22 protein-coding genes are annotated in these 23,988 nt (G+C 62.7%); 9 read left to right on the forward strand and 13 right to left on the reverse strand.

What is annotated here, in order from left to right; genetic code table 11:
* Positions 1 to 51: 51 nt before the first annotated feature.
* Genes HMI59_RS10840 through HMI59_RS10855 form a run of 4 tightly spaced genes read right to left on the reverse strand, consistent with a single transcriptional unit; the run spans position 52 to position 3,265 of the window.
* Positions 52 to 282 carry a hypothetical protein gene (locus HMI59_RS10840; RefSeq protein WP_193591320.1) on the reverse strand — a complete coding sequence of 77 codons (231 nt, stop codon included), beginning with the start codon at positions 280 to 282 and terminating at the stop codon, positions 52 to 54.
* Positions 275 to 1,837 (reverse strand): recombinase XerD, encoded by a 1,563-nt coding sequence (locus HMI59_RS10845; RefSeq protein ID WP_193591321.1) that lies wholly within the window; start codon positions 1,835 to 1,837, stop codon positions 275 to 277. Before HMI59_RS10845 ends, HMI59_RS10840 begins: the two co-directional genes overlap by 8 nt.
* Positions 1,827 to 2,165: a helix-turn-helix transcriptional regulator gene (locus tag HMI59_RS10850; RefSeq protein ID WP_227471348.1), complete on the reverse strand. Its 339-nt coding sequence runs from the start codon at positions 2,163 to 2,165 to the stop codon at positions 1,827 to 1,829. Before HMI59_RS10850 ends, HMI59_RS10845 begins: the two co-directional genes overlap by 11 nt.
* Positions 2,159 to 3,265 (reverse strand): site-specific integrase, encoded by a 1,107-nt coding sequence (locus tag HMI59_RS10855; protein ID WP_193591322.1) that lies wholly within the window; start codon positions 3,263 to 3,265, stop codon positions 2,159 to 2,161. The genes HMI59_RS10850 and HMI59_RS10855 overlap by 7 nt, the downstream gene beginning before the upstream one ends.
* A 477-nt stretch (positions 3,266 to 3,742) precedes the next feature.
* Here HMI59_RS10855 and HMI59_RS10860 point away from each other — a divergent pair, with 477 nt between their 5' ends.
* On the forward strand, positions 3,743 to 4,720 hold the full coding sequence (locus HMI59_RS10860; RefSeq protein ID WP_166184359.1) for an aldo/keto reductase: 978 nt from the start codon (positions 3,743 to 3,745) through the stop codon (positions 4,718 to 4,720).
* A 75-nt stretch (positions 4,721 to 4,795) separates the two neighbouring features.
* On the opposite strand, the gene HMI59_RS10865 is transcribed toward HMI59_RS10860, so the two are convergent.
* Complete coding sequence (locus HMI59_RS10865) at positions 4,796 to 7,189, reverse strand: excinuclease ABC subunit UvrA (protein ID WP_193591323.1); 2,394 nt, start codon at positions 7,187 to 7,189, stop codon at positions 4,796 to 4,798.
* Positions 7,190 to 7,404: 215 nt separating this feature from the next.
* Here HMI59_RS10865 and HMI59_RS10870 point away from each other — a divergent pair, with 215 nt between their 5' ends.
* The 3 genes from HMI59_RS10870 to HMI59_RS10880 are packed head-to-tail and all read left to right on the forward strand — an operon-like array spanning position 7,405 to position 10,384.
* Complete coding sequence (locus HMI59_RS10870) at positions 7,405 to 8,541, forward strand: type III polyketide synthase (RefSeq protein ID WP_193591324.1); 1,137 nt, start codon at positions 7,405 to 7,407, stop codon at positions 8,539 to 8,541.
* On the forward strand, positions 8,538 to 9,248 hold the full coding sequence (locus HMI59_RS10875; RefSeq protein WP_193591325.1) for a class I SAM-dependent methyltransferase: 711 nt from the start codon (positions 8,538 to 8,540) through the stop codon (positions 9,246 to 9,248). The genes HMI59_RS10870 and HMI59_RS10875 overlap by 4 nt, the downstream gene beginning before the upstream one ends.
* The gene (locus tag HMI59_RS10880) at positions 9,245 to 10,384 is read left to right on the forward strand and encodes an NAD(P)/FAD-dependent oxidoreductase (RefSeq protein WP_193591326.1); all 1,140 of its coding nucleotides are present in this window, start codon (positions 9,245 to 9,247) and stop codon (positions 10,382 to 10,384) included. The genes HMI59_RS10875 and HMI59_RS10880 overlap by 4 nt, the downstream gene beginning before the upstream one ends.
* A 45-nt stretch (positions 10,385 to 10,429) precedes the next feature.
* Here the strand turns inward: HMI59_RS10880 and HMI59_RS10885 are convergent, their stop codons facing one another.
* Complete coding sequence (locus HMI59_RS10885) at positions 10,430 to 10,843, reverse strand: nuclear transport factor 2 family protein (protein WP_166184351.1); 414 nt, start codon at positions 10,841 to 10,843, stop codon at positions 10,430 to 10,432.
* A gap of 38 nt (positions 10,844 to 10,881) precedes the next feature.
* Between HMI59_RS10885 and HMI59_RS10890 the strand changes: the two genes are divergently transcribed.
* Positions 10,882 to 11,604, forward strand: coding sequence for a peptide deformylase (locus tag HMI59_RS10890; RefSeq protein ID WP_193591327.1), 723 nt, complete (start codon positions 10,882 to 10,884; stop codon positions 11,602 to 11,604).
* On the opposite strand, the gene HMI59_RS10895 is transcribed toward HMI59_RS10890, so the two are convergent.
* Positions 11,601 to 13,652 carry a S9 family peptidase gene (locus tag HMI59_RS10895; protein WP_193591328.1) on the reverse strand — a complete coding sequence of 684 codons (2,052 nt, stop codon included), beginning with the start codon at positions 13,650 to 13,652 and terminating at the stop codon, positions 11,601 to 11,603. The two genes, HMI59_RS10890 and HMI59_RS10895, sit on opposite strands and share 4 nt — an antisense overlap.
* A 68-nt stretch (positions 13,653 to 13,720) precedes the next feature.
* Between HMI59_RS10895 and HMI59_RS10900 the strand changes: the two genes are divergently transcribed.
* The 4 genes from HMI59_RS10900 (at position 13,721) to HMI59_RS10915 (ending at position 16,770) form a co-directional block, all read left to right on the forward strand.
* Entirely contained in the window at positions 13,721 to 14,575 is an 855-nt protein-coding gene (locus HMI59_RS10900) for a methyltransferase domain-containing protein (RefSeq protein ID WP_193591329.1), read from the forward strand.
* A gap of 80 nt (positions 14,576 to 14,655) precedes the next feature.
* The gene (locus HMI59_RS10905; RefSeq protein ID WP_031215946.1) at positions 14,656 to 15,117 is read left to right on the forward strand and encodes an NfeD family protein; all 462 of its coding nucleotides are present in this window, start codon (positions 14,656 to 14,658) and stop codon (positions 15,115 to 15,117) included.
* An 82-nt stretch (positions 15,118 to 15,199) separates the two neighbouring features.
* Entirely contained in the window at positions 15,200 to 16,171 is a 972-nt protein-coding gene (locus HMI59_RS10910) for an SPFH domain-containing protein (RefSeq protein ID WP_166184343.1), read from the forward strand.
* A 251-nt stretch (positions 16,172 to 16,422) separates the two neighbouring features.
* Positions 16,423 to 16,770, forward strand: coding sequence for an RNA polymerase-binding protein RbpA (locus tag HMI59_RS10915; RefSeq protein ID WP_021470504.1), 348 nt, complete (start codon positions 16,423 to 16,425; stop codon positions 16,768 to 16,770).
* 78 nt (positions 16,771 to 16,848) lie between these two features.
* Here HMI59_RS10915 and HMI59_RS10920 read toward each other — a convergent pair whose 3' ends face one another.
* The 6 genes from HMI59_RS10920 to HMI59_RS25670 all read right to left on the reverse strand — a co-directional run bounded on the left by HMI59_RS10920 (position 16,849) and on the right by HMI59_RS25670 (position 23,983).
* Complete coding sequence (locus tag HMI59_RS10920; protein WP_021470503.1) at positions 16,849 to 17,592, reverse strand: polyprenol monophosphomannose synthase; 744 nt, start codon at positions 17,590 to 17,592, stop codon at positions 16,849 to 16,851.
* 159 nt (positions 17,593 to 17,751) lie between these two features.
* A complete protein-coding gene (locus HMI59_RS10925) occupies positions 17,752 to 19,401 on the reverse strand; it encodes an amidohydrolase (RefSeq protein WP_193591330.1) in 1,650 nt (549 codons plus the stop codon).
* Between the two features lie 85 nt (positions 19,402 to 19,486).
* The gene (locus HMI59_RS10930) at positions 19,487 to 22,447 is read right to left on the reverse strand and encodes an RNA helicase (protein ID WP_193591331.1); all 2,961 of its coding nucleotides are present in this window, start codon (positions 22,445 to 22,447) and stop codon (positions 19,487 to 19,489) included.
* Between the two features lie 24 nt (positions 22,448 to 22,471).
* On the reverse strand, positions 22,472 to 23,308 hold the full coding sequence (gene tatC / locus HMI59_RS10935; RefSeq protein ID WP_043426327.1) for a twin-arginine translocase subunit TatC: 837 nt from the start codon (positions 23,306 to 23,308) through the stop codon (positions 22,472 to 22,474).
* Positions 23,309 to 23,314: 6 nt separating this feature from the next.
* The gene (tatA, locus tag HMI59_RS10940; RefSeq protein WP_021470499.1) at positions 23,315 to 23,584 is read right to left on the reverse strand and encodes a Sec-independent protein translocase subunit TatA; all 270 of its coding nucleotides are present in this window, start codon (positions 23,582 to 23,584) and stop codon (positions 23,315 to 23,317) included.
* A gap of 36 nt (positions 23,585 to 23,620) precedes the next feature.
* Positions 23,621 to 23,983, reverse strand: a complete 363-nt coding sequence (locus HMI59_RS25670) for a hypothetical protein (RefSeq protein WP_166184338.1) — start codon at positions 23,981 to 23,983, stop codon at positions 23,621 to 23,623.
* Positions 23,984 to 23,988: the final 5 nt, after the last annotated feature.

A 23,988-nucleotide genomic window follows, 5' to 3' on the forward strand; every position in this document is an offset into this window, starting at 1 on the left:
ATCGTGGTCGTCCACAATCCGATTATCGGCGAGAGCCGTGGTGCCAGAGGCCTAGACCCTCAGCAGGGGCAGCGGCACGACGTAGTATTCCTTTGCTTTCCTGTTTGTCACGAAGGTGCGGCATCGGGATTGGGCTTCTTCTTCGGAGTTGAACCGTAGTGCCTGGTTTTCTCTGGGGGTCCATTCGTCGCCGGGCCGGTCGGGATGCAGGTAGTAATAGAACGTCTCGCCCGTGTCCAGGCGCACGACGATGCCCCACGCGGCCGGTTTACGCTTACCCATTCTGGTCCTTTCGTTTGGTGTCTTTCAGCTTTTCTGGAGTGTGGTTTGTCCGCCGGTTGACGTAGCGGGTCCATGCGTCGCCGGCGTTGTCGGCGTGAATGAAGGCTACTTGGTGGCTGTAGCCGAGTGCGTCGGCGACCAGCGGTGGTGGTGTGATGGTGAGGAGTTCATCGAGGGCGGTGTTTCGTGCCCCGCGCAGGTCGATGCCGAGGCTGCGTAGCCTGTCCATGATGGTATTGGGGTGAAGGTGTTGACCTGCGCGGGTGCCTGGGAAGAGCCAGGGGCTTTGGGTGTTTGATCCGGTTCTGAGGTTGGGCCGGTCTGCCAGGTGCTGTTGGATGAGGTCTGCTACGGGTGTTGGGACGGGCACTGGGTGCAGGCCCAAGCTGATTCTCATGTTGCCGGTGGTGTAGTTGGTCTCTATGGCGTCGGTCCGGAGTTGGGCGACTTTCACGAGCGGTTGGGCGTAGAGAAGCAAGAGGGCGCCGGCGACGCGGTAGGGCAGGGATTCGCTGGTGCCGGTGAGGAGTTCCCGCAGCCAGGCGAGGCGCTGGTCCTGGGTGATTGTGGGTCGTGTTTTCGCGGTGTAGTAGCCCATGTTGACGCGGTGGTTGGTGCCGGTGTTCTTGATGAAGATGATGAACGTGCGGATCTGTTTTCTGGTCGTGGGTCCGGCGGCGAGCCAGGCGTCGATGTCTTGCTGGGTGCAGGTCGCTGCTGTTCGTTGGTGCGTTTCCCAGAGCCAGAGGAGGAATTTGGTGGTTTCGGTGATCTCTTGTTTGGCCGAGTGCACCGGGCCGCGGGCGTTCTTTTCCGGTGTTGTGGTGGTCCGGATGCGTCGGAGGTGGTGCCAGGTCGCGAAGTGCTCGACTGGTTTGGCGACCTCCTCGGGCAGGGGGTCGAGTTTGGCTTTGATCCAGGTTTCGAACCGGGCCACGTAGGGGTCTTGGTAGGGGAGCAGTTCGTGGTGGACGAGCAGGGCGCGTAGGTGGTTTGTTGCTCGTTCGGCGGTTTTGGCGTAGGTATCGAGGCCTTCGTGGGTCAGGGGTGTTGTCCCGTTGGCGAGTGATCTCAGGAGGGCTTGGACTGTGGCGGAGCGTTTCCAGGTGATGATGCTTTCGGGGCGCTGGGCTTGGCAGAGGACCTCGATGAGCCGGGTTGCTGTTGAAGGTTCAGTGGGGTTTGTGGGGAGTAGTTGGGTGAGGTCGTCGCGGAGGGCGCAGCGGGCGCAGATGCCCGTTCGGTAGAACTCGCCTTCGTGGTTGCAGCGGGTGCAGTGGAAGTCGTGGGTGATTCCGGCGCAGGGTGCGCATCGTGGGCCGCCGTTGGGTTCGGGTGGGCCGGGCAGGAGCCGGTGTTGGCCGCAGTCGGGGCAGGTCCCGTGGGTGCGTGTTGCAGTGGTGAAGCAGGGGCCGCAGATTTTTCCTTCGGGCCAGGTGGCGCGTGTTCGTCCGGCGCTGCGGCTGCAGCGGGCGCAGGTGGCGGTGCCGGTGGTGCGTGGCCTGCCGCGGGTGGTGTTGCGGGCAGTCAGGCCCGTGGGTTGGTCAGTTGTCATCGTTGATGATGCGGGCCCGGCGTGGGCGGACGGTGCGGTTCAGGTCGACGACGTTGGGGGAGTTGGTGCCTGTTTTGCGGGCGCGGATGTCCGCGGCTGTGACGGTGATGAGGTCCTCGGGTCCGCAGGAGAAGATGTCGCAGATCGCTGCGATGACTTGTAAGGCGACGCGTTCGGGTTTCTGGTTGACCAGTCGATAGACCTGGGGTCGTGACAAGGTGATGCCGCGTTCGGCGAGCAGGGGGATGAGGTCGGTGGTGTTGTGCAGTCCCCGTGCTGCCATGAGCTCGGCGAGCCGCCATCTGTATTCGACTTCGCGTTTCACCATTGGCCTCGCATCTGCGTGCCGAGGACGTCGTTCATGGTGCCGTCCAGGGCTGCCCGGAGGGCGGTGTTGCGGAAGTCGTCGCTGACGAATTGGTAGATCCCGGTGGTGGAGGCGTGTTCGTGGCCCATTTGATATTGCACGAATCTAGAATCCCACCCATCCTCGAGCAGGTGCGTCGCATAGGAGCGTCTGAGCGAGTGAAGGTCCAGGCCGTCCATGGGCATGCCCAGTTCTTTCAGGTAGCGCCGCAGGCGGCGCAGCAGGGTCGATTCGCAGATCACCCCGCCCCGCTCACTGGGAAACAGGTCGAGGGTGTCGAGGGTTCCGCGGCCGTTGGCGAGCCAGTCGTCGATGATGCCGGAGGTCCAGTCGAACACGGTCAGGACGCTGCGGGATTTGTAGGGGGAGCCTTTGAGGGACTTGCCGAAACGGACTTTGCAGATTCCTGTTTTCCCGAACCTTCGTGCTTGCGGGTTGGTCGCGAAATCGACCGTTTGCAGGTGGCGGAGCTCGTTGAACCGGAGTCCGTAGGAGTACGTGACTTTCAGCATCACGGAGTCTCTGTAGGCTGCTTGCCAGCCCTTCTTGCCGGAGGCCGCGATGAGTTCAACCTGGTCATCCGCGTGGTCAAACAGCCGTTGCAGCTCAGCCCTGGTGAACGGCCTCTTCGAGGGCCGGCCTTCGTACTCCTGGGTGTGGGATGCGGTGTTCCAGTCGAAGAAAACCTGGGACGGGTGGGTGCCGAAACGTTCCTCGCAGACTCGGTCCCAGCCGTAGTCGGGATTGGAGACGTAGGAGCAGAACCGGCGAAGGGAGGACTGGTAACCGCGGATAGTGGACTGCTTCAACTGGTAGATCGAGCGCAGGTCACCGAAATACTCCTCGACATGCTCCGGCCCCCAGTTCCACGGAAACTCGTTCACATGGTTCACGAACCTCTTGACGCAGGCGATGCCCTTATCGATCGTGTCGAACTGCAGGTTCCTGGAGAGCTGCTGGTTGCGCCACCCGGTGAACATGTCCTCGAGCGTCTGCTCCTCTGGATGCAACAGGCGAACAGCACTCAGCTGCAGCACACGCCCGGAACCATCGACCGCCATTATTCGCCTCCAAAATCGCCCGAGAAAACATGCTCAAAACTTGAATCAATGATTCATCAAATGCATCATCAAGGCAAAACAGCAGGTCAGAGGCGCTTCTTGTGTCGTCATCCACGCGCAAAGCATCACGCCAGGCCACCAGAAGAATCTCCGTTCAAGGCCAACTGAGCGCCCAGATTCCGCGGAACTACGGGCCGATGCGGCAGGCCCAGGCAGGGACAGGGGATCGGACGTATTGATTCATCTGATGAGATACGCAGACTATTACTTTACATAATGTAGATTATCGGCGTTTAAACAGGGTGGGCAGAAGGGGTCCGAGAGATATAGCAAACACCCGGGCCTGCGTTCCCGGGTTTGCAGGGATCCTCGGGTTGAATGGGGGCAGCGTGGTCCCGCACCGCGAGGCTCGGACTTGCCGGATGCAACGGCCACCAACGTCCCACGAACCGGCATTCAACCAGAGGTGAACGTCATTTGAAGTACAGGAAAATTGGCACCAGCGGACTCGAAGTCTCCGCCGTGACCCTCGGCTGCATGAGCTACGGCGATGCTGACCGTGGCAACCATGGGTGGACGTTGCCGGAAGAAGAAAGCCGCAGCTTCATCAAAAATGCCCTTGAGCTCGGCATCACGACCTTCGACACGGCCAACATCTATTCGATTGGCAGCAGTGAAGAAATCCTGGGTCGGGCACTGAAAGACTTCGCCAAACGCGAGGAAGTCGTCGTTGCCACCAAGGTCCATGGAACCATGCGTCCCGGCCCGAACGGCGGCGGACTGTCCCGCGGGCACATCATGGAGCAGATCGATGCCAGCCTGAGGCGGCTCGGCACCGATTATGTGGACCTCTACCAAATTCACCGGTTCGATCCGGCCGTGCCAATTGAAGAAACCCTTGAGGCCTTGCACGATGTAGTGAAATCGGGCAAAGCGCGCTATATCGGAGCCTCGTCAATGTGGGCGTGGCAGTTTGCCAAGCTCCAGTACACGGCCAAGCTCAACGGGTGGACGCAGTTCATCTCCATGCAGTCCCAGTACAACTTGTTGACCCGCGAAGACGAACGCGAACTGCACCCGTTCTGTGTGGACCAAGGCGTTGGACTGCTTCCGTGGAGCCCACTTGCACGCGGGAAGCTTGCGCGCCCTTGGGATGTCGGCAGCGAACGCATCAAGTCCGATCCGCTTGCCCAGGTCCTCTACCAGCAGTTTGAGTCGGAGGATCGCAAGATAGCCGACCAGGTAGGTGCCATCGCCGAGGAACGTGGGGCGAGCCGCTCCCAGGTTGCGTTGGCGTGGCTCCTGCATCGTCCGGGGGTCTCCTCCCCCATCATCGGTGCCACCAAGCCGAACCATCTCGAGGATGCTGTTCGCGGAGTCGATCTTGAACTGAGCGATGACGAAATGCGCAGGCTGGAAGAGAATTACGTGCCTCACGCCGTCGAAGGTTTCTAGCGGCCGGCCCGGGGGCCCGAACATCCTGATTCGGGTCCCCGGCGCAACCAACGGCATCCCATGGTGCTGCCGTTGTCAGGCCCCTACGTAGGCTGCGAGGTGTTTGCCCGTCAGCGTATCCTTGCCCGACACCAGCTCAGCCGGCGTGCCGGCGAAGACTATGCGTCCGCCGTCGTGCCCTGCCCCGGGGCCCAAGTCGATGATCCAGTCCGCATGGGCCATAACTGCCTGGTGGTGCTCGATGACGATGACCGACTTGCCGGAATCCACCAACCGGTCCAGCATGCCCAGAAGGTTCTGGACGTCGGCCAGGTGCAGGCCTGTGGTGGGCTCGTCCAGGATGTAGATTTCGCCCTTCTCGGCCATCTGGGTGGCCAGCTTCAGCCGCTGGCGTTCGCCGCCGGAGAGCGTTGTCAGAGGCTGGCCCAGCGTGAGGTAACCGAGCCCGACGTCGGCAAGCCGATCGAGGATCTTATGCGCAGCAGGCGTGCGTGCATCGCCTTCGGAGAAAAACTTCTCCGCCTGCTCGACAGACATTGCAAGCACTTCTGCAATATTGCGGCCGCCCAGCGTGAACTCCAGAACCGATGCCAGGAAGCGTTTGCCTTCGCACTCTTCGCACGTGGATTCCACCGTCGCCATGACGCCGAGGTCGGTGTAGATGACACCCGCACCGTTGCAGGTGGGGCAGGCGCCTTCCGAATTGGAACTGAACAAGGCTGGTTTCACGCCGTTGGCTTTGGCGAAAGCTTTTCGGATCGGTTCCAGCAGCCCTGTGTAGGTTGCGGGGTTGCTGCGCCGTGAACCGCGGATGGCGCCCTGGTCGATAACTATCACGCCGTCACGCTTGGCCACTGAACCGTGGATCAGTGAACTCTTGCCGGAACCGGCAACGCCCGTGAGGACGCACAGGACGCCCAGAGGAATATCGACGTCGACGTTCTGCAGGTTATTCGTCGATGCTCCCCGGACCTCGAGCTGGCCGGTAGCTGACCGGAGATCCGCCTTAATGGGCGCGCGGTCGTCGAGATGGCGCCCCGTGATGGTGTCACTCCCCCGCAGGCCAGCCAGATCACCCTCGAAGCACACCATGCCTCCGCCGGTTCCGGCGCCGGGACCGAGGTCCACCACATGGTCAGCGATCGCAATGGTTTCAGGTTTGTGCTCAACCACCAGGACCGTGTTGCCCTTGTCCCGCAACTGGAGCAACAACTGATTCATTCGCTCAATATCGTGCGGATGCAGCCCAATGGTTGGTTCGTCAAAGACATACGTGACATCGGTCAATGATGAACCGAGGTGCCTGATCATTTTGGTCCGTTGGGCTTCTCCCCCGGACAATGTGCCGGCTGGCCGGTCAAGGGACAGGTAGCCAAGACCGATCCCGGTGAAAGAATCCATCAGATGCTGCAGCCCTTTCAGCAGGGGCGCCACGGACGGCTCTTCAAGCCCGCGGATCCACTGGGCCAGGTCGCTGATCTGCATTTTGCAGACATCGGCAATGCTCTTGCCCTGGATCTTGGACGAACGTGCCTCCGCGCTGAGGCGCGTCCCTTCACATTCGGGGCAGGTAGTGAAGGTAATAGCCCGTTCAACGAAGGCGCGGACATGGGGTTGCAGCGCGTCGACGTCCTTGGACAGCATCGACTTCTGGATCTTGGGGATGAGTCCCTCATAGGTGAGGTTGATGCCCTCAACCTTCACTTTGGTGGGCTCGCGGTAAAGGAGGTCGTGCAGCTCCTTCTTGGTGAACTTGGCGATCGGCTTGTCCATATTGAAGTAACCGGTTCCGCTGAAGATGCGCCCGTACCAGCCGTCCATGCTGTAGCCGGGGACCGTGAGGGCGCCTTCGCTGAGCGACTTTGTTGCGTCATAGAGTGCCGTCAGGTCGAAGTCGCTGACCGAGCCCATGCCTTCGCAGCGGGAGCACATGCCGCCCAAACGGTTGAAGGTAGCCTTCTCGGTTTTGGTCTTGCCCTCCCCGCGGTCCACAGTGATTGCCCCGCTGGCTTTGACTGTAGGGACATTGAACGAGTACGCATTGGGCGATCCGATGTGCGGCTCGCCCAGGCGGCTGAACAGGATTCGAAGCATGGCATTGGCGTCGGTGGCCGTCCCCACCGTGGACCTGGGATTGGATCCCATCCGCTCCTGGTCCACGATGATCGCCGTCGTCAGCCCTTCCAGGACATCCACGTCCGGACGCGACAGGGAAGGCATGAACCCTTGCACGAAGGCGCTGTAAGTCTCGTTGATCATGCGCTGCGATTCGGCCGCAATAGTGCCGAACACGAGCGAACTCTTGCCGGACCCCGAAACTCCCGTGAACACCGTCAGCCGTCGCTTTGGGATCTCCAGGCTGATGTCCTTCAGGTTGTTTTCCCTCGCACCTTGCACCCGGATGAGGTCGTGGCTGTCAGCGACGTGCGGCGTTTGCGGTTCCGTGTCCGTGCCCGCGGCTATGCTCATGGTTTCTCCATCTGTAGGCGGCGCTGCCCAACAGTCCCCCGTCGGCGTCACCTGTCCCCGTGCCGGACGGCCCTGGCGGCTACGTCCGATTCTCGTTCGTTGGCGCCGTAGCGGCAACGATAGTTCCAGAGTAATGGGCCGCGGTGGAGCTGCCCATGAAGGAGCAGGCGGAGATGCGCCATTGTCTTCCCGACGATCCTCGCTAAGAATGAAGCATGCCGGTATACATGAGGTCCCTGGAAACCGCAGTTCCGCCAACTATCCTCGTCCAGTCCCAAGCCCGCGACGTTTTCGCAGCTCAACCGGGCCTCACGCGGCTCGGGTCGCGTTTGGTCTCCACCTGTTTCGACTCAGCTGCCATTGACACCCGGTACACCGCCGTAGCGGAACTGAGCCTTGACGCGCATCCGGAGAATCCGAAGTTTTTCGATCCCGCCAGCAACCGTGTCCTCAGCCCCAGCACCAAGGTGCGGAACGAGATCTTTGCGACCGAAGCGACCAAGCTGTTCATCGAGGCCGGGAAGGCAGCCGTCGCCGGTGCGCCAGGGCTCGGGTTGGAGGACATCACCCACGTCATCACAGTTTCCTGCACGGGCTTCTTCAACCCGGGCCCCGACTACAAAGTGGTCCGCGCCCTGGGACTTCAGCCTTCTGTCCAGCGCTACCACCTGGGATTCATGGGATGCTACGCCGCCTTCCCTGCCCTGCGCGCCGCCAGGCAGTTCTGCCTCTCGGACCCGGAAGCGGTGGTCCTGGTCATCTGCGCTGAACTTTGTTCACTGCATGTCAGGACTTCCAACGATCCGGACACAATCATGGGTTCTGCGATCTTCGGAGACGGAGCGGCGGCAACGATCGTCACCGCACGGGAGCCCGAAGGCCCGGAACCGGTCATCAGGCTGGACCACTTTGAAACCGTCCTCACGCCTGTAGGCGAAGAAGCCATGGCCTGGAACATCGGGGATGAAGGATTCGAAATGGTCCTCGGCACTTACGTTCCGCACATCATCGAGGAGCACATCACCGGAGCTCTCGAACCGCTGCTGGTCAAGGAACCCGGCCTCCGGGAGAAGCCCTACCGGGACATCACGCACTGGGCCATCCACCCCGGCGGCCGCAGCATTTTGGACAAGGTGGAATCCAAGCTTGAATTGACTCCCGAGCAGCTCGTGCCTGCCCGCGAAACCTTGCGCGAATACGGCAATATGAGCAGCGCCACAGTCCTCTTCGTGCTCAAGCACATGCTCAACCGCCGCGCCGCCGAACGGGAAGAACGCATATGCTCCATGGCATTCGGCCCGGGCCTCACCGTGGAGACGGGGCTCTTTACGCTGGTCTCCCCCGACCTGTGAGCCCTTGGGGGCCGCTGCGGGAAAGGGACCCCCACGCCGTCGAGGACATGGACCGCCCTGACTGCGACCTGCAAAGGCTCAACCGAAGCTATGCCCGGTTTCCGGTGGTGAACTACCTGCTCTCGGGCTGGCGCCGGACTTACCAGGAGCGGCTGCGGCCGATCCTGGAAACACGCGGTTCGGCCACGGTGCTTGACGTGGGTTGCGGTGGTGGAGATGTTGCCCGCAGCCTGGCCCGTTGGGCCGCGAAGGACGGCTTTGAATTGCAGGTGACCGGCATAGACCCGGACGAACGGGCATACGGTTTCGCAGTCCGGGCTCCTGCCGTGAAGGGCGTCAGCTACCGGCGTACCCATACCTCCGAACTGGTGGCCGAAGGGCTGGCATTCGACGTCGTCCTGTCCAACCACGTGCTTCATCACCTGAATCCGGAGCAACTGGCCGGCATGCTCCGTGATTCCGAAGCGCTGTCCTCCGGCATCGTCCTGCACAATGACCTCAAGCGCAGCAACCTCTCCTATGCGCTGTTCGCCGCCGGCTTCTGGCCTCTGGGCCTGGGCTCCTTTATCTGCGGCGACGGGCTGATCTCCATCGCCCGGAGCTACACAGCCCCGGAATTGCGGAACGCAGCGCCGGCCCGGTGGACAGTGGAAGGCAACGGGCCCTGGCACCACTTCCTTGTGTATCGACGGGATGAACCACTGTGACGGCCGGGCCTGATGTGGTGGTGGTTGGCGCCGGCCCCGTTGGGTTGTTCACGGGCTTGCTGCTCCTTCAGCGCGGCCGGTCCGTGCGGATCCTTGAACGACGCGCCGGCAGGAGCAACCGTTCCCGGGCCATAGGGATCCATCCGCCGGCCTTGCGGGCACTGGATCGGGCCGGGATTGCGGACTCCCTGCTTGCCGAGGGGGTCCGGATCGATACAGGCCTGGCGTACAGCAGGGGCAAACGCGTTGCCGAGCTGCCCTTCCGCAGTGATCCCGATTTTCCCTTCATCCTGGCCGTTCCGCAGCCCGTAACGGAGCGGACCCTGGAAGAAGCGGTCGCCGCACTGGACCCGGCCGCCGTCGTGCGTGGGGCAAGGGTGGTGGACGCCACGGACGACGGCGGTGGAGTCACCGTTGTTGCGGAGTCGCCGGAAGGCGCTGTGGAAATGCGGGCACGCCTTGTGGTGGCAGCCGATGGTGCCCACTCGTACTTCCGTGAGCGGCTGCTGCCGTGCCTTCATTCAAAGGGTTATCCGGACAGCTACCTGATGGGCGATTTCGCGGATGATACGGGACACGGCCCCGCAGCAGTCCTGTACCTGGAGCCCGACGGCATCGTCGAATCCTTTCCCCTGCCCGGCGGCGTCCGCCGATGGGTGGTGCGTCTGGGGTCCCCGGCCAACACCCCGACGGCGGATGGCCTGGCAACGCTGGTGGGGGCCAGGACGGGCGTGTTCCCGGATGAAAGTTCCAACAGCATGCTCAGTGCCTTTGACGTGCGGGCGCGCCTGGCTCCCCGCATGGTGCACGGCCGTATTGTCCTCCTGGGCGACGCGGCGCATGAGATCAGCCCGATCGGCGGCCAGGGGATGAACCTGGGATGGCTGGATGCAGCCGCTGTGGTGCCTCTCATGGACGCGTCCATGGCTGGCCAGGATGTAGGAGGCAGGCTCCGGCTCGTTGAGAAGGACCGGCGTCGTGCCGCGATAAGGGCCTCGCGCCAAGCCGGACTGAACATGGCTTTGGGAAGGCCGCTGCCGCCGGCCGTCATGGCTGCCAGGAATGCGGCTTTTGCCCGCGCCTTGCAGCTGGGTCCTGTCACCGAACTTGTGGAGCGCCGCTTCACCATGCGGTAGCGACAGGCCGTGCCCGGGTGTTTGACCTACGTCGGTCGCGTTCCGTTACTGCTCCGGCTGCGTGTAGTAGCAGTCGTAGGTGTCCTGGCTGGCGATGCGTCCATCGCGCAGTTCGAACACTGCGGTGCTCCGCGCACGGATCCTTTCACCGGCATCCCAGTGCGGCAAGTCGAGCAACAGAGTAGCGGACCAGTTCATTTCCAGCACCACGCGGTTTCCCTCAGTGGTGCTGCGCACAACCTCGAAGCGTTGGTCGGAGACAATGGATTTACTGTCGTCGGCCCCGGACAAAGTCTCCTGCAGCGTTCGAGTGGAACCGTTCTTGGATAAGGCGTGAGGCCACTCCGTCAAGGTGAAGTCCTCGGTGAGAAACGGCTCGATGTCGGCGGAGCCACCGCCTGCTTCGACTGTCCGAACGAAGCCCAGTACTACATCCAAAGGGTTGGTATCGCTGCTCATCGTCACGAGCCTATCCCACGTGCCCGTATGCTCGACCCATGACCCATCTTTCCGATTCGGGTGCAACAGCCCCTGCCACTGATTTCACTCCTGTCCGGATCAGGGACGCCGTCCGCCGCATTCTGGACGCTGAGGCCATGCCTCCAATCGTCCAGGCCGGCCACCCCGTTCTCCGGCAGCTGGCAGCTCCCTTCGATGGCCAGCTCGACGCCGCCGAACTTGGAGCTTTCATAGCCAGGATGCGTGAGGTCATGCACGCTGCACCCGGTGTTGGCCTTGCTGCGCCGCAACTCGGTATTCCCCTGAGGGTGGCTGTCCTGGAGGACCAATACACCATCGACCCGGCGTCGTCGGCTGCCCGGGACAGGGAGCCGCTCGAGTTCCTTGCTGTACTGAACCCCCGCTATCGGCCCGTGGGGACGGAGACGGCTTCCTTCTATGAAGGGTGTTTGTCCGTCAGCGGGTACCAAGCCGTCGTCTCCAGGCACAAGCAGATCGAATTCACGTACCTGACACCGGAAGGGCAGCCGAACCGACAACTGCTCTCCGGCTGGCAGGCCAGGATCGCCCAGCATGAAACGGACCATCTGGACGGAACGTTGTACCTTGATCGGGCAGAGTTGCGTTCGCTATCCAGTAACGCCGAGCACTCTGCGCGTTGGGCGCAGCCGGGAATCGATGAAGCCAGGCATACTTTGGGGTTCCTGCCGGACCAGGACAACGGAACCCCTGCTCCGTCGGCCCAGCGGTCAGGGTCTTAGCGGTCAGAGGCGGTGTGGCGGTCCGGGTCGCTTTCCGGAGAAGGACGGTTCTTCGGGGTAGGAAGGTACCGCGCCCACCACGCGAGGATGTGGTCAAACCGTTGCCTGCGGTGGTGCGGCGTTCCGGACCGCGAGAGCTCGTGGTCCTCGCCGGGGAAGACCAGGAGTTCCGTATCAACCCCCTGGGCCTGAAGTTTGGCGAAATACCGCTGGCCCTGTTCCAGCGGGCAGCGGAGGTCGTTTTCGCTGTGGATGACCATGACGGGAGTTCTCACAGTCCCGACCACCGCCATGGGGCTTTGGGCAATCAACTGTTCTTCTGAGGTGCCCAGGTACTCCTGGCTGAAGTACCAACCGATGTCCGCCGAACCGGTGAAGCTTACTGGGTCCAGAAAACCGCGCTCCACGATCGCGCCCTTGAAGCGGTGGTCGTGCGCGATGGTCCATGCCGTGAGGTAACCGCCGTAGGATCCGCCCATGATGCCCAGGCGTTCGGCATCCAAGGCCGGAAATTCCTTCGTTGCTGCGTCCACGAAGGCCAGGACGTCCTGCATGTCCAAGCTGCCCATGTGCGCGCGGATGGCTCGTCCGTGCGTCTGGCCGCAGCCTGCGGAGCCTCGGGGGTTGCACATCGCTACCGCGTAACCGGCGGCCGCATACACCTGGGCCTCGTCGAAGAATGCGCCTGTGTACTGGGCGAAGGGTCCGCCGTGAATGTTCAGCAGTACGGGATGGGGTCCCGGCCCGTCAGGGAGGACCACCCAGCCTTGCACGGGATAACCGTCAGCCGAGGTTGCCTCCACTTCCAGGGGCTCGGACAGCCGGGAGTTGTTGCGCAGTTCCGCCGAGAAGTCTGTCAGGAGACGCAACTCGTCCCGTTCCAGGGATGCCACGTCTCCAGCGGTAGACGCATCCGTGAACGTGAGGGCGATTTCTCCGTTGGCGGCCATTGTTGCGCCAAGCACTACCCTCGCCCCGTGTACGAGGGGTTCGATGGGGCCGTCGGCCGGGACCCTGAGTAATTCGACGGATCCGAGCGCCGTGTTCAGGACCAGGACGCTCTCTGCGCCTCCCTGCTCCAGCGGGCCGGAAACATCCAGAAATTCCGTGTCCGTAAGCGCACGTGCCTCTCCCCCGTCGGTCGGCATGACGTACAGGACTGAGTTGCGGGCTACGAAATCCAGGCCCGTTTCGCCCAGGTCCTGCGCGGTGAAGAAGATCCATTGACCGTTCATCGAAGGCTTGATCGCCGTGACAGTCCGTTTGGTGACGTCTGCCGGCAATACCGGCTGCGGCTCCCCTCCCGCGGCGTTCAGGCGATAAATGGAGCGGACCAGATCGTCGTCGCGCCCTTCGTGCAATGATGCGACGAAATAGATGGACTCGCCGTGGGCCGAAAAGCACGGTGAATCGTGGTCGGCGTCCCCGAAGGTGAGCTGCTTGGAATAGGGAATGCCGGTGAACGTTCCCGGCGCCAACTCACGGGCAGCGCGCCCTGTCGGTTGGACTGCAGGCTCACCCCCAAGTTCCGGCACTTCCACCAGGAACAAGTGCTTCCGATGGTCGGCAAGGTACCCGATGCCGTTGAGCCTGTATTGCTTGGCGCGGATAAGCCGCGCGTCCTCACGTCCGGAGGTGACGCCGTCGACCGTTCCGTAGCGTCCCGCCTCCGGGACCCGGGCGGTGTAAACCACCCTGTGTGAATCCGGCGCCCAGGTGAAACTTTCGACGCCGGAGTGAACGTCGGTGATGCGCTGCGGTTCACCGCCGGCCGACTCCACGACGAAGAGCTGTGGTTTGCCGTCCGGTTCGCGCCGAAGGAACGCCAGGACGAGGCCGTCCGGAGAGAAAGCGGGCGCCGTGTCATGGAATCCCCGCGTAATGCGTCGCGGGTGTTTTGTGGTGTCCAGCGGAACCGTCCACAACTGTCCAACGTACGCGTCGCCGTCGAAATCGGGCCTGCTGACTGACACCACGGCCCTTGACCCGTCCGGGTGGATCGCAGGGGCGGAGACGGAGTTCACCAAGGGCAGCTGTTCGGGTTTCACGTTGGTGAGCCTAGCCGTCCCCCGTCACAGGCGCGGGCCGGACACTCCGTCCCCGTAGGATTGAACCCATGCTTGAGGATGCCATCGCTGTGCTTCGTTGCCCTGTGTGCGGGGCGGGCTTCCAAACCGGCGTTGGGCAGGTACGGGGTTTGCTCTGCGCCTCCGGCCACGCTTTCGACGCCGCCAAGCAGGGTTACTTCAACCTCCTGACCGGCAAGGGCACTGTGTTCGAAGCCGACACTGCGGACATGGTTTCGGCCCGGCAGCGCTTCCTTGACGGCGGGCACTATGCGCCACTTTCCAACGCCGTGGCCGACCTTGCAGCACAGTTCCTCGATCGCCCCGACGCGCTGGTGCTCGATGCCGGGACCGGTACCGGCCATTACCTGCATGCCGTCCTTCAGAAACGGTCAGTGGACGCCATTGGCTTGGACATCTCCAAATTCGCCCTCAGGCGTGCTGCCCGGGTGAATCCGCAGGTTGCCAACATCGTCTGGGACATTTGGCGGCCGCTTCCCGTGGCTGACGCTTCCGTGGACGTCATCCTCGTGGTCTTTGCTCCACGCAATGCTGCCGAATTCGCCCGCATCCTCCGCCCGGGAGGACGCCTGGTCATTGTCACCCCGCGGCAGGGGCACCTCGCCGAAGCTGCCGGGCGTACGGGCATGCTTTCCATCCAGCAGGACAAAGAGGAACGGCTCGCCGGCTCGCTCGGCGGTCACTTCAGCCTGGAACATTCCGAGGACCTGGACATACCGCTCACTTTGGACCCCGGTGCGTTGGCAGACCTTGCGTTCATGGGGCCCGCGGGACACCACCGCGACCCCGTGGAGCTTGCCGAACAAGCACTCGCAGGCGGACCGGTATCCACCACCGCGAAGTTCAGCATCAGAGTCTTCACATTGGGCGACATGCCGTCCTGACGTGGGCCTCCGCCTCGGGCTAGGATGGAATAACAGCGCGATTGATTCCGTCTCCGGAGTCCGGGACCAAGGGGGAACCGATGTTCGAATGGCTCGGCGAGAACTGGTGGGCATTATGGCTCACCGTCTTCCTCGCTTTCGCAGTGGTGGAAATGCTCACCCTCGACCTCTTCTTCATCATGCTGGGCGGCGGAGCGCTTGCCGGCCTGATCGCCGACTTCGCCGGTGCCGATTTCTGGCTGCAGATCGTTATTTTCAGCGTCGTTTCCCTGCTGATGATCGCCTTCGTCCGCCCCGTTGCGCTGAAGCACCTCCGTAAAGGGCCCGCAGAACAACGGACAAACATTGACCGCCTTATTGGACAGTCCGCCGTCGTCATCGAAGCCGTCAACGGAACCAGCGGTTTGGTCAAGATCGGGGGCGACGTGTGGACTGCCCGCAGCACTTCGGGAACGCTCGACGCCGGCGCCACAGTTCAGGTGACCAAGATCGACGGCGCGACGGCGGTAGTGGCCTCCACTGCCGGAGACAGCCCGCACTGACTACGCACTTTTGCCGACGGGCGGCCGTTGCCTGCCCCTCGTCGCCGCACCAAACCACTCAATTGGGGAATGAAGGAGATGTATGGACGGCCTGGGAGGAACAGCGGCAGCAATTGTGCTGATTGTTCTCGTTATTTTTGTCATCATCGTGTTGGTCCGTTCGGTGAGGATCATCCCGCAAGCGCGCGCCGGCGTCGTTGAAAGGCTCGGCAAGTACCAGCGGACGCTCAACCCGGGACTCACCATCCTGATTCCTTTTGTCGACCGGCTCCTGCCGCTGCTCGACCTCCGCGAACAAGTGGTCTCCTTCCCGCCGCAGCCGGTCATCACCGAAGACAACCTCGTGGTCTCCATCGACACCGTGGTCTATTTCCAGGTGACGGACCCTCGGGCTGCCACGTACGAGATCGCCAACTACATCCAGGCCGTGGAACAGCTCACCACCACAACGCTCCGTAACGTCGTGGGCGGGCTTAACCTCGAAGAAGCCCTGACTTCCCGCGACCAGATCAACGGCCAACTCCGCGGAGTACTGGACGAAGCCACGGGCCGCTGGGGCATCCGGGTCTCGCGGGTTGAGCTGAAGGCCATCGATCCGCCCCACTCCATCCAGGATTCGATGGAGAAGCAGATGCGGGCCGAACGTGACCGCCGCGCCGCGATCCTCACTGCGGAAGGCACCAAGCAGTCCCAGATCCTGACAGCCGAGGGTCAACGGCAGGCAGCAATCCTTGCGGCCGAAGGTGACGCCAAAGCGGCTATCCTGCGCGCCGACGGTGAAGCCCAAGCCATCCAGAAGGTCTTTGATGCCATTCACAAGGGAAACCCGGACCAGAAACTCCTGGCCTACCAGTACCTACAGACCCTCCCGAAGCTGGCAGAGGGTACGTCCAACAAACTGTGGATCATTCCCAGCGAAGTGGGCGAGGCCCTTAAGGGCATCGGAGGCGCACTGGGTGGGGCCAACGGAGACTCCCCCGTCCAGGGGCTCTTCGGCGGTTCGGGTGCGTCCAGCCAGCCGGAAACTGCTGAGCAGGGACGGCCTGCCGAGTAGCAACTGAACAAAGGGAGCAGCCGGTCAAGCGCCGGCTGCTCCCTTTTTGCTGCGCTGTGTTCGGGCCGATGCCCTGCGCGGCGTATAATGAGATATTTGTCCGGCTGTTCAGCGCGGATGGAACATAAAAGCTTGGCCAGGCGTTGCAATATGTGATGCAAGGTGTGCAGAAGTAGTCCGCAGGCGAACGATGTGCCGGCCTGCGGCTAGCGCGGGGTTGATGGCCCTGCGAACAGACAGAGGGAGTAATCATGAGCGATCGCAGCTTGCGGGGCATGCGTCTTGGCGCCCAAAGCATGGAAACCGAATCCGGTGTAGAACCGGCACCGCGCCAGCGGGTCGAGTACCGTTGCGAGGACGGCGAGCAGGTCTTCGTGACTTTCTCCGCCGAGGCCGAGATTCCCCCTGTTTGGGTTTCCAAGACCGGCAAGGAAGCGTTGCTGGTGGACGGCGAACGTCCTGTCGATGCGAACGAGAAAGCCGTGCGTACCCACTGGGACATGTTGCTGGAACGCCGCAGCCTTCCTGAGCTGGAGCAGATTCTTGAGGATCGTTTGAACATCCTCCGCGAACGTCGCGGCGAGCGTCGTTCGGCGTAACCGAAGCCCACAGCGAAAAGTCCGGGTCTGGTTCCTTTCGGAACCGGACCCGGACTTTTTGGTATCAGAAACTTCCGCCTACTTGGTGACGCCGGCTTTCTTTCCGGTGAGTTTCGCCCAGCGGGCAGCGAGGCCCCACTTGGTGACGTTGATCATGGCCTCCACCACGATGTTTCCACTCATCTTCGAGGCGCCCAATTCACGCTCAACGAACGTAATGGGGCGCTCCTCAATGCGCAGGCCCAGCTTGGCCACACGCCACGCAAGGTCAACCTGGAAGCCATAGCCGACCGACTCGACTTCATCCAGCTTCAGTGCCTCCAAGGTGGTCCGGCGGAAGGCCCGGTAGCCCCCGGTCACGTCCTTGATCTTCACTCCGAGCATGAGTCGGGCGTAGGTGCTGCCGATCCGCGAAATCGCCTGCCGGTACAGCGGCCAGTTGACGACGCTGCCGCCGGGAACCCACCGTGAACCCATGGCGAGGTCGGCGCCGTCCTTGACAGCATCCAACAGCAACGGCAACTGCTCAGGCTTATGGGAACCGTCGGCATCCATTTCCACCAAGACGTCATAACCAGCCGCGAGGCCCCACTTGAAACCGGCGATGTAGGCAGCACCCAAGCCTTCCTTGCCCTTGCGGTGCAGGACATGGACCTGGCTGTCCTCGGCGGCGATGCCGTCCGCGAGTTGCCCCGTTCCGTCCGGGCTGTTGTCGTCCACCACGAGGACGTCGGATTCCGGAACTGCTGCACGCAGGCGGCCCAGTGTCTTCGGGAGCGATTCCAGCTCGTTGTAGGTAGGGATGATCGTCAGGACACGCAAGAAGAGGCCTTTCCTTGATGGAGCGGTCGGTGTGCCGGACCAGCGTAGGTGCTGGCGTTCTGGCGCAACTCTCCATTATAGGGTGACGGTTCTGAAGCTCCCTGCCTTTGTGGCGCCGCGCACATCAAGGCACAGGGAACTGAACCAGGTTACGGGCAATCAGGCACGAAGGGACTCGTGGGCAAAGAGTTCCCGGCCTTCCCGCACCGTCTGGAGACACACAGGATCGGTGCCCGTATCCAGTGCCGGAAGCAAGGGAGTACGCGCCCTCGGATCGGTGCTCCATGACTGCACACGGGTGTCCGCTACCTGAACCATGAGCTCCTCCACCTCCCATACCGCGAAGCTCGCGGGGGCGCCCGGGACCAGTTGCCCCATGAGCGGATTCCGGTGCTTGGTGGCACGCCAGCCCGCGCGGGTATGCCCCAGGAAGGCTGCCCTGGCCGAGATCCGCTGTTCCGGGTTGCTGTGTTCCAGGCAGGCGCGGATGCTTGACCACGGGCGGAGCGGGGTTACCGGGCTGTCGCTGCCGAAGGTAATGGGTACCCCGTTGGCATAGAAGGAGGCGAAGGGGTTCATTGCCCGGCTGCGTTCACCCAGCCGCTGTTCGTACAGCCCGCCGTGCTTGCCCCATGCGGCATCGAAGCCAGGCTGAACGCTGACGGTAACGGAGTGCTTGGCGAGGCGTTCAATGGCGGCCGCATCTGCGAGTTCCACGTGTTCCAGGCGGTGGCCGGCTGCCCTGACGCGCTGTTCGCCGACCTCTGACGCGGCTGCATCCAAGGCATCCAGCACGGCGGCCAGTCCGGCATCACCAATGACATGGAATCCGCCTTGGATTCCCAACATTGAGCAAGCGGCAAGGTGTTGGGCGGCTTCTTCCACGGAATGGTAGAGGTTTCCGCTGTTGCCTTCGGCGTCGGAGTAGTCAGCGCTCAAAGCCGCGGTCCGCGAACCAAGGGAGCCGTCCATGTTCAAGTCCCCGGCGAGGCCAAGCACCTCGGTGCCCAGGCTGTCCAGGATCTGCCGCCCCTCATCAGCTGAGGTGGCCAGCTCACCCCAGTACGGCAGAACAAGGGGATGTACGCCGGAGGCGTTCCATGACGCTGCAAGCCGAAGGTCTTCCGGGCCGCAGATATGGGGTGCGGCCATCTCCGCCAGCGCGACGTAGCCGTTCTTCGCGGCCTCTGCCAGGGCCTTTTCCTGGTAGGTCCGGCGGGTGCCGTCATCGAATGTCCGCGCGTGGATCCTTGCAGCTGCGTGGGCCGTCCGCAGGACGTGTGCAGTGCCTTGGAAACCGTCGAGTCCGCGCAGTCCTGCCGCCTCTGCGAGGGAAGAGGACACCAATGCTGAGTGCACATCGATCCGGGACAAGTAAACGGACCTGCCACCCGATGCCCTGTCCAGTTCCTCGAGGGTAGGCAGGGTCCGGTCTCCCCAGGTTGACTCATCCCAGCCATGTCCCAGAACCGGGTCGGTCCCGGGGGCCGCAGCGACCGCATCCAGGAGTTCCCGCGCTGAGCGCACCGAATCGAGCGCGAGCCCTTCGAGCGCAATTCCCGTCTCGGTCAAGTGCACATGCGAGTCCACGAATCCCGGGGCGAGCAGCGCTCCGTGGAGGTCTATGATCTCCATGTTTGCATCGGCGATGGACGTCGCGGCCTGCTCTGAACCAACCCAGGCAACCGTGTCTCCATCCACCACCATGGCGGTGGCAAAGGGGTCGGCCGCCGTGTAGATGGAGCCGTTGCGGTACAGGGTGACCTTGCGGTCGGGTGTGTTGCCGGCGGGCACGCCAAGCTGGTTCATTCGCTAAGCTCCTTGCTGTTCTGGCATTGCAGAGTGTTCTGGCACTGCAGGGTGTGTTCCGTGATGGCAGGCGTTTCGGGTTGTCTCAGGCAACAGTCGAGTACGCCACTACCCCGCGGCGGACCAGGTCTATGGACTCGCGGCAAATGCGTGCGAGCCGGGAGTCGAGCTGCGGAATCTTTGCCAACTGGTCCAGCAGGTCCACTACCTGCTTTGCCCACCGGACAAAGTCCCCGGCTGCGAGGTCGGTCCCGCTGAGGACCTCCTGGAGGTGGCGCCCCTTGGCCCACTTGTACATCGGCCACATGAGGCCCAGCTCGGGCTCAGCGGTCAATGGCAGCCGGTTTTGTTCCTCCGTATCTTCGAGCCTGGACCATTCGCGGATGACGATGTCTACTGCTGTTTCCAGCGAAACGGACGGCATCCTGGGCCGCAGGCCGCGGTCTTCACGCTTGGCCTGGTAGACAAGGGTGCTGGCCAGGGACGCGAGCTCGGCGGCATCGAGGTCGTTGATGGCACCCTGCCGGATCGATTGCGAAATGAGCAGGTCCTTCTCGCCGTAAATCCGGCGGAGGCGTTGGCCGTCGGCACTGATGGTGACCCGGCCGTCGTCGTGCGTGTCCAGGTAACCGTAGGTCGACAGGACGTCGCACACGCGGTCGAAAGTCTTGGCGATGGTGTTGGTCCTGCCTTGGATCTGGCGTACCAGTCCGTCGGTTTCCTTCCGGAGTTTCCACCAGCGCTCGGACCACCTGGCATGGTCCTCACGGTCGCTGCACCCGTGGCACGGATGCGCCCTGAGGGCACGCCGGATTTCCGCGATCTTCCGTTCCTGGTCCTGTGCGCGCGAACCCAGGCCAAAGTCTTCGTGCCGGCTGTTGCGCCGCTGCCGCGAAGAGTCGCCGTTGACCGCGTTCCGCATGGAGGCGGCCAGGTCGCGGCGCGACTTGGGAACCTTGGCGTTGAACGACTTGGGGATCCGGATGCGCGTCACGGCAGACACCGGCGCGTCGATGTCATGGACGCCGAGCCGCCGCAGTTGATTGTCCGCGGTCAGGACCGACGGACGCGGTTCGCGGGCGTTGGGGTCTACTTCAAGGACGACGGCGTAACCTGCCAGCCTGCCACCGGAGACGCTGATGACGTCCCCCGGAATGAGACGCGTCAGGGAATCGGACACCCTGGAACGTCGCGCGCGCTGGTGGTCGCGGGCCGCGTGCTGCTCGGCATCGCTCAGTTCGCGGCGAAGCTTCGAGTATTCGCTGAAGTCGCCCAGATGGCACTCCATGGCTTTCGCGTAGCCGGCCAGGGACTCTTCCCGCCCGCGGACCTGGCGGGCCAGCCCCACCACCGAGCGATCGGCCTGGAACTGCGCGAAGGACGATTCAAGAATTTCGCGTGCACGGACCCGGCCGAACTGGGCGATGAGGTTGATGCTCATGTTGTAGGTGGGCCGGAAGCTGGAGTTCAGCGGATAGGTACGCCGCGACGCGAGACCGGCCACCGCTGCGGGATCGGTGCCTGGTTGCCAAAGGACCACCGCGTGGCCCTCCACGTCGATCCCGCGGCGTCCGGCGCGGCCTGTGAGCTGGGTGTACTCCCCCGCCGTGATGTTGACGTGTGCTTCGCCGTTGAACTTCTCCAGCTTCTCCAACACAACACAGCGCGCGGGCATGTTAACCCCCAGCGCCAGGGTCTCCGTCGCGAAGACAGCTTTGACAAGGCCGTCCGAGAAGAGCTTTTCCACCACTTCCTTGAAGGTGGGCAGCATGCCGGCGTGATGTGCGGCGAAACCCCGGATGAGGCCGTCCCGCCAACCCCAGAAGCCCAGGACATCGAGGTCGTCGGCGGGGATTTCGTGGCTGGCTTCGTCAACGCGCTGGGCAATGATCTGCTGCTCACGTTCAGTGGTCAGCCAGAGCCCGGAGGCAGCACACTGGGCCACGGCGGCGTCACAGCCGGCCCGCGAAAAAATGAAAGTGATGGCGGGCAGGAGACCCTGGCGGTTCAGGCTGTCAATGACCTGGGGCCTGCTGGCCCGGCGGACAGGGCTGCGCTGTGCGGTCTGCCGTTCCTCACGCTGCCGGTCCTGGCGACGGCGGCTCCTCCCGCCGTGCGAGTAGCGGGCGTTCACATTCATCCGGCTCTCGGAACGGGCCATGGCAAGGAGGTCCGGATTGACCTCGAACTCAGGCCCGGTCACGGCGTGGCGGACGGTGGCTTCCACAGCACGCTTGGCCGACTTCCCGGAGACGGCCCTCGATTCCGACGCCGAGGTTTCCTCCGCTTCGCCAAGATCGGGAACTTCCGTATCCGGAAGGGCCGGAGCAATCTCGTCGAAGGTGGTGTCCCCAGCGAAGAGGTCCACAATTTCGCGTCCCACCATCACGTGCTGCCACAACGGCACGGGACGGTGCTCGGACACGATGACGTCGGTATCGCCGCGCACCGTGTCCAGCCAGGCCCCGAACTCTTCGGCATTGGAGACCGTGGCGCTCAAGGAAGCCACCTGGACCTCGCTTGGAAGGTGGATGATTACTTCTTCCCACACGGCTCCGCGGAAACGGTCAGCCAAGTAGTGGACCTCGTCCATGACTACGAAGCCCAAGTCGCCCAGGGTTTCGGAATCGGCGTACAGCATGTTCCGCAGGACTTCGGTGGTCATGACCACCACGGGAGCATCACCGTTGATGGTGGTATCGCCCGTGAGCAACCCGACGTTGGGTGCTCCATACTTGGCGCTCAGTTCGGTGAACTTCTGGTTGCTCAGTGCCTTGATGGGCGTGGTGTAGAACGCCTTGAGCCCACGCTGGAGCGCCAAGTAGATGGCAAACTCGCCGACGATCGTTTTACCCGCACCGGTGGGAGCCGCGACCAGGACTCCCCGCCCTTCCTGGAGGGAACGGCACGCCTCGCGCTGGAAGTCATCCAGTTCAAAGTCGAGGGTGCGTGCGAAGGAGCCCAGGTAGGTCTTGGCTTCCGCTGTCCGGTTGGCGGCCGCACGGTAGCGGTCCGATGGCGATGGTGGGCCGGAAATCGAGGACATGCCTCAAGCCTAGTAGCCCGGTGTCTACAGATTCTCCAGATCGGTCGCCGGGGTGGCAATATCTGCCGTGGCTTCCGTCTCAGCAGCACGCTTAATGGCCCGGCGTTCACGCCGGCGGTCGTTCCACAGGCAGACCCCGATGGCTGCAAAGAAGAGAAGAAGCATGGGAGCTGCGAGGTAGAACATGCTCATGGCGTCGGCTCCGGGCGCGGCCATGGCTGCGAACAGGCACACCAGGAAGATCGTGATGCGCCAGCTTTTGACCAGTTGCTTGCCTTTGACGATTCCCGCAAGGTTCAGGCCGACCAGGACCACGGGGACAAGGAAAGCGATTCCGAAGGCGAGCAGCAGCCGCAGGACGAAGGCCAAATAGATTTCGGCGCTGATGAAGTTCGAGGCACCGGACGGGGTGAAATCCGTGAGGACGCGTACCGCATTCGGCAAGACCAGCCATGCCAGCAACACGCCGCCAATGAACAGCGGAACGGCCGCTGCCACGAAGGACAACGCCAGGTTCCGTTCCTTCTTGTGCAGGCCCGGAACGATGAATGCCCATAGTTGATAGATCCAGACCGGGCTCGAAACGAGCACGCCGAGGAACACCGACACCTGGACCATGAGGTCAAAGGAGCTTGCCACGCCGTCGAAGTTGAGGGTGGCCGCGCGGCCCTCTTTCTCGTTGAGGTCCTTGATGGGCTTGATCAGGGCCTCGAGGAGGGGCTGGTAGATGATGAAGCCCACCACAGTGCCCAGAATGACGCCAATGGCTGCCTTGAAGAGCCGGTTCTTAAGCTCTTTCAAATGGTCAAGCAGCGCCATCCTGGCTTCGGGATTGGCTTTGCGCCCCTTCGTCTGTACCACTTCTCTTTAGACGCGGTTGGAGGGCGGAACGTCCGTTTCGCCGTTGTTCTTAGCCTTTGCGTCCGGGTGGTCCACAACCCTGCCTTCGACGGCGTCGGAAGAAGCCTGGGTGTCCTTTGTTTCGGATGCACCGTCCTTCTTCATCTCCCGGACCTCGGACTTGAAAATGCGCATCGACTGTCCGATGCTGCGTGCCATGGAGGGCAGCTTGGGCGCGGCAAAAAGCACCAGGGCCAAGACGATGATGATGATGAGATGCCAGCCTTCAAGCCTCATGTGTGGAGGTCCTTTCCTTTTGGATACATCCTACGTCTATCTGAATTCTATGTCGTGCAAGGACTGGGGTTGCCCACGATCGGCTTTGCGCTGGACGCGCTTGAGGCGGCGAAGTTCCCGCCGGGCGGCCTTGGCCGTCACGTAATCATGACGCATCTGTTCCGGGGAGGCAAAAACCGCGGACCCCGGTGCAGGCCGTTCCCCGGTCGCTTCCGCTGCCGACACCAAAGTGTTGCTTTCCGTTGTTTTCGGCAGCGTACCGAAGCGCCTTCCGGCCTCCCCCAATTCGCGGACGGTGGCCATGAACTTCCGGAACAAGCGGTACCCCAACGTCAGATGAAGCAGCAGGGACAGTGCTATCAGAGCAATCCATAAAAGGATCCAAAACCACCAAGGCATCTGAG

It is taken from the genome of Paenarthrobacter sp. YJN-5 (assembly GCF_015040095.1).
Lineage (GTDB): Bacteria > Actinomycetota > Actinomycetes > Actinomycetales > Micrococcaceae > Arthrobacter > Arthrobacter ureafaciens.

Excerpts from the sequence above, each read along its gene's own strand:
- HMI59_RS10840 (WP_193591320.1), bottom strand. The coding sequence starts at position 282 with ATGGGTAAGCGTAAACCGGCCGCGTGGGGCATCGTCGTGCGCCTGGAC.
- HMI59_RS10845 (WP_193591321.1), bottom strand. The coding sequence starts at position 1,837 with ATGACAACTGACCAACCCACGGGCCTGACTGCCCGCAACACCACCCGC.
- HMI59_RS10850 (WP_227471348.1), bottom strand. The coding sequence starts at position 2,165 with ATGGTGAAACGCGAAGTCGAATACAGATGGCGGCTCGCCGAGCTCATG.
- HMI59_RS10855 (WP_193591322.1), bottom strand. The coding sequence starts at position 3,265 with ATGGCGGTCGATGGTTCCGGGCGTGTGCTGCAGCTGAGTGCTGTTCGC.
- HMI59_RS10865 (WP_193591323.1), bottom strand. The coding sequence starts at position 7,189 with ATGAGCATAGCCGCGGGCACGGACACGGAACCGCAAACGCCGCACGTC.
- HMI59_RS10870 (WP_193591324.1), top strand. The coding sequence starts at position 7,405 with ATGCCGGTATACATGAGGTCCCTGGAAACCGCAGTTCCGCCAACTATC.
- HMI59_RS10885 (WP_166184351.1), bottom strand. The coding sequence starts at position 10,843 with ATGAGCAGCGATACCAACCCTTTGGATGTAGTACTGGGCTTCGTTCGG.
- HMI59_RS10890 (WP_193591327.1), top strand. The coding sequence starts at position 10,882 with ATGACCCATCTTTCCGATTCGGGTGCAACAGCCCCTGCCACTGATTTC.
- HMI59_RS10900 (WP_193591329.1), top strand. The coding sequence starts at position 13,721 with ATGCTTGAGGATGCCATCGCTGTGCTTCGTTGCCCTGTGTGCGGGGCG.
- HMI59_RS10905 (WP_031215946.1), top strand. The coding sequence starts at position 14,656 with ATGTTCGAATGGCTCGGCGAGAACTGGTGGGCATTATGGCTCACCGTC.
- HMI59_RS10910 (WP_166184343.1), top strand. The coding sequence starts at position 15,200 with ATGGACGGCCTGGGAGGAACAGCGGCAGCAATTGTGCTGATTGTTCTC.
- HMI59_RS10915 (WP_021470504.1), top strand. The coding sequence starts at position 16,423 with ATGAGCGATCGCAGCTTGCGGGGCATGCGTCTTGGCGCCCAAAGCATG.
- HMI59_RS10925 (WP_193591330.1), bottom strand. The coding sequence starts at position 19,401 with ATGAACCAGCTTGGCGTGCCCGCCGGCAACACACCCGACCGCAAGGTC.
- HMI59_RS10930 (WP_193591331.1), bottom strand. The coding sequence starts at position 22,447 with ATGTCCTCGATTTCCGGCCCACCATCGCCATCGGACCGCTACCGTGCG.
- tatA (WP_021470499.1), bottom strand. The coding sequence starts at position 23,584 with ATGAGGCTTGAAGGCTGGCATCTCATCATCATCATCGTCTTGGCCCTG.
- HMI59_RS25670 (WP_166184338.1), bottom strand. The coding sequence starts at position 23,983 with ATGCCTTGGTGGTTTTGGATCCTTTTATGGATTGCTCTGATAGCACTG.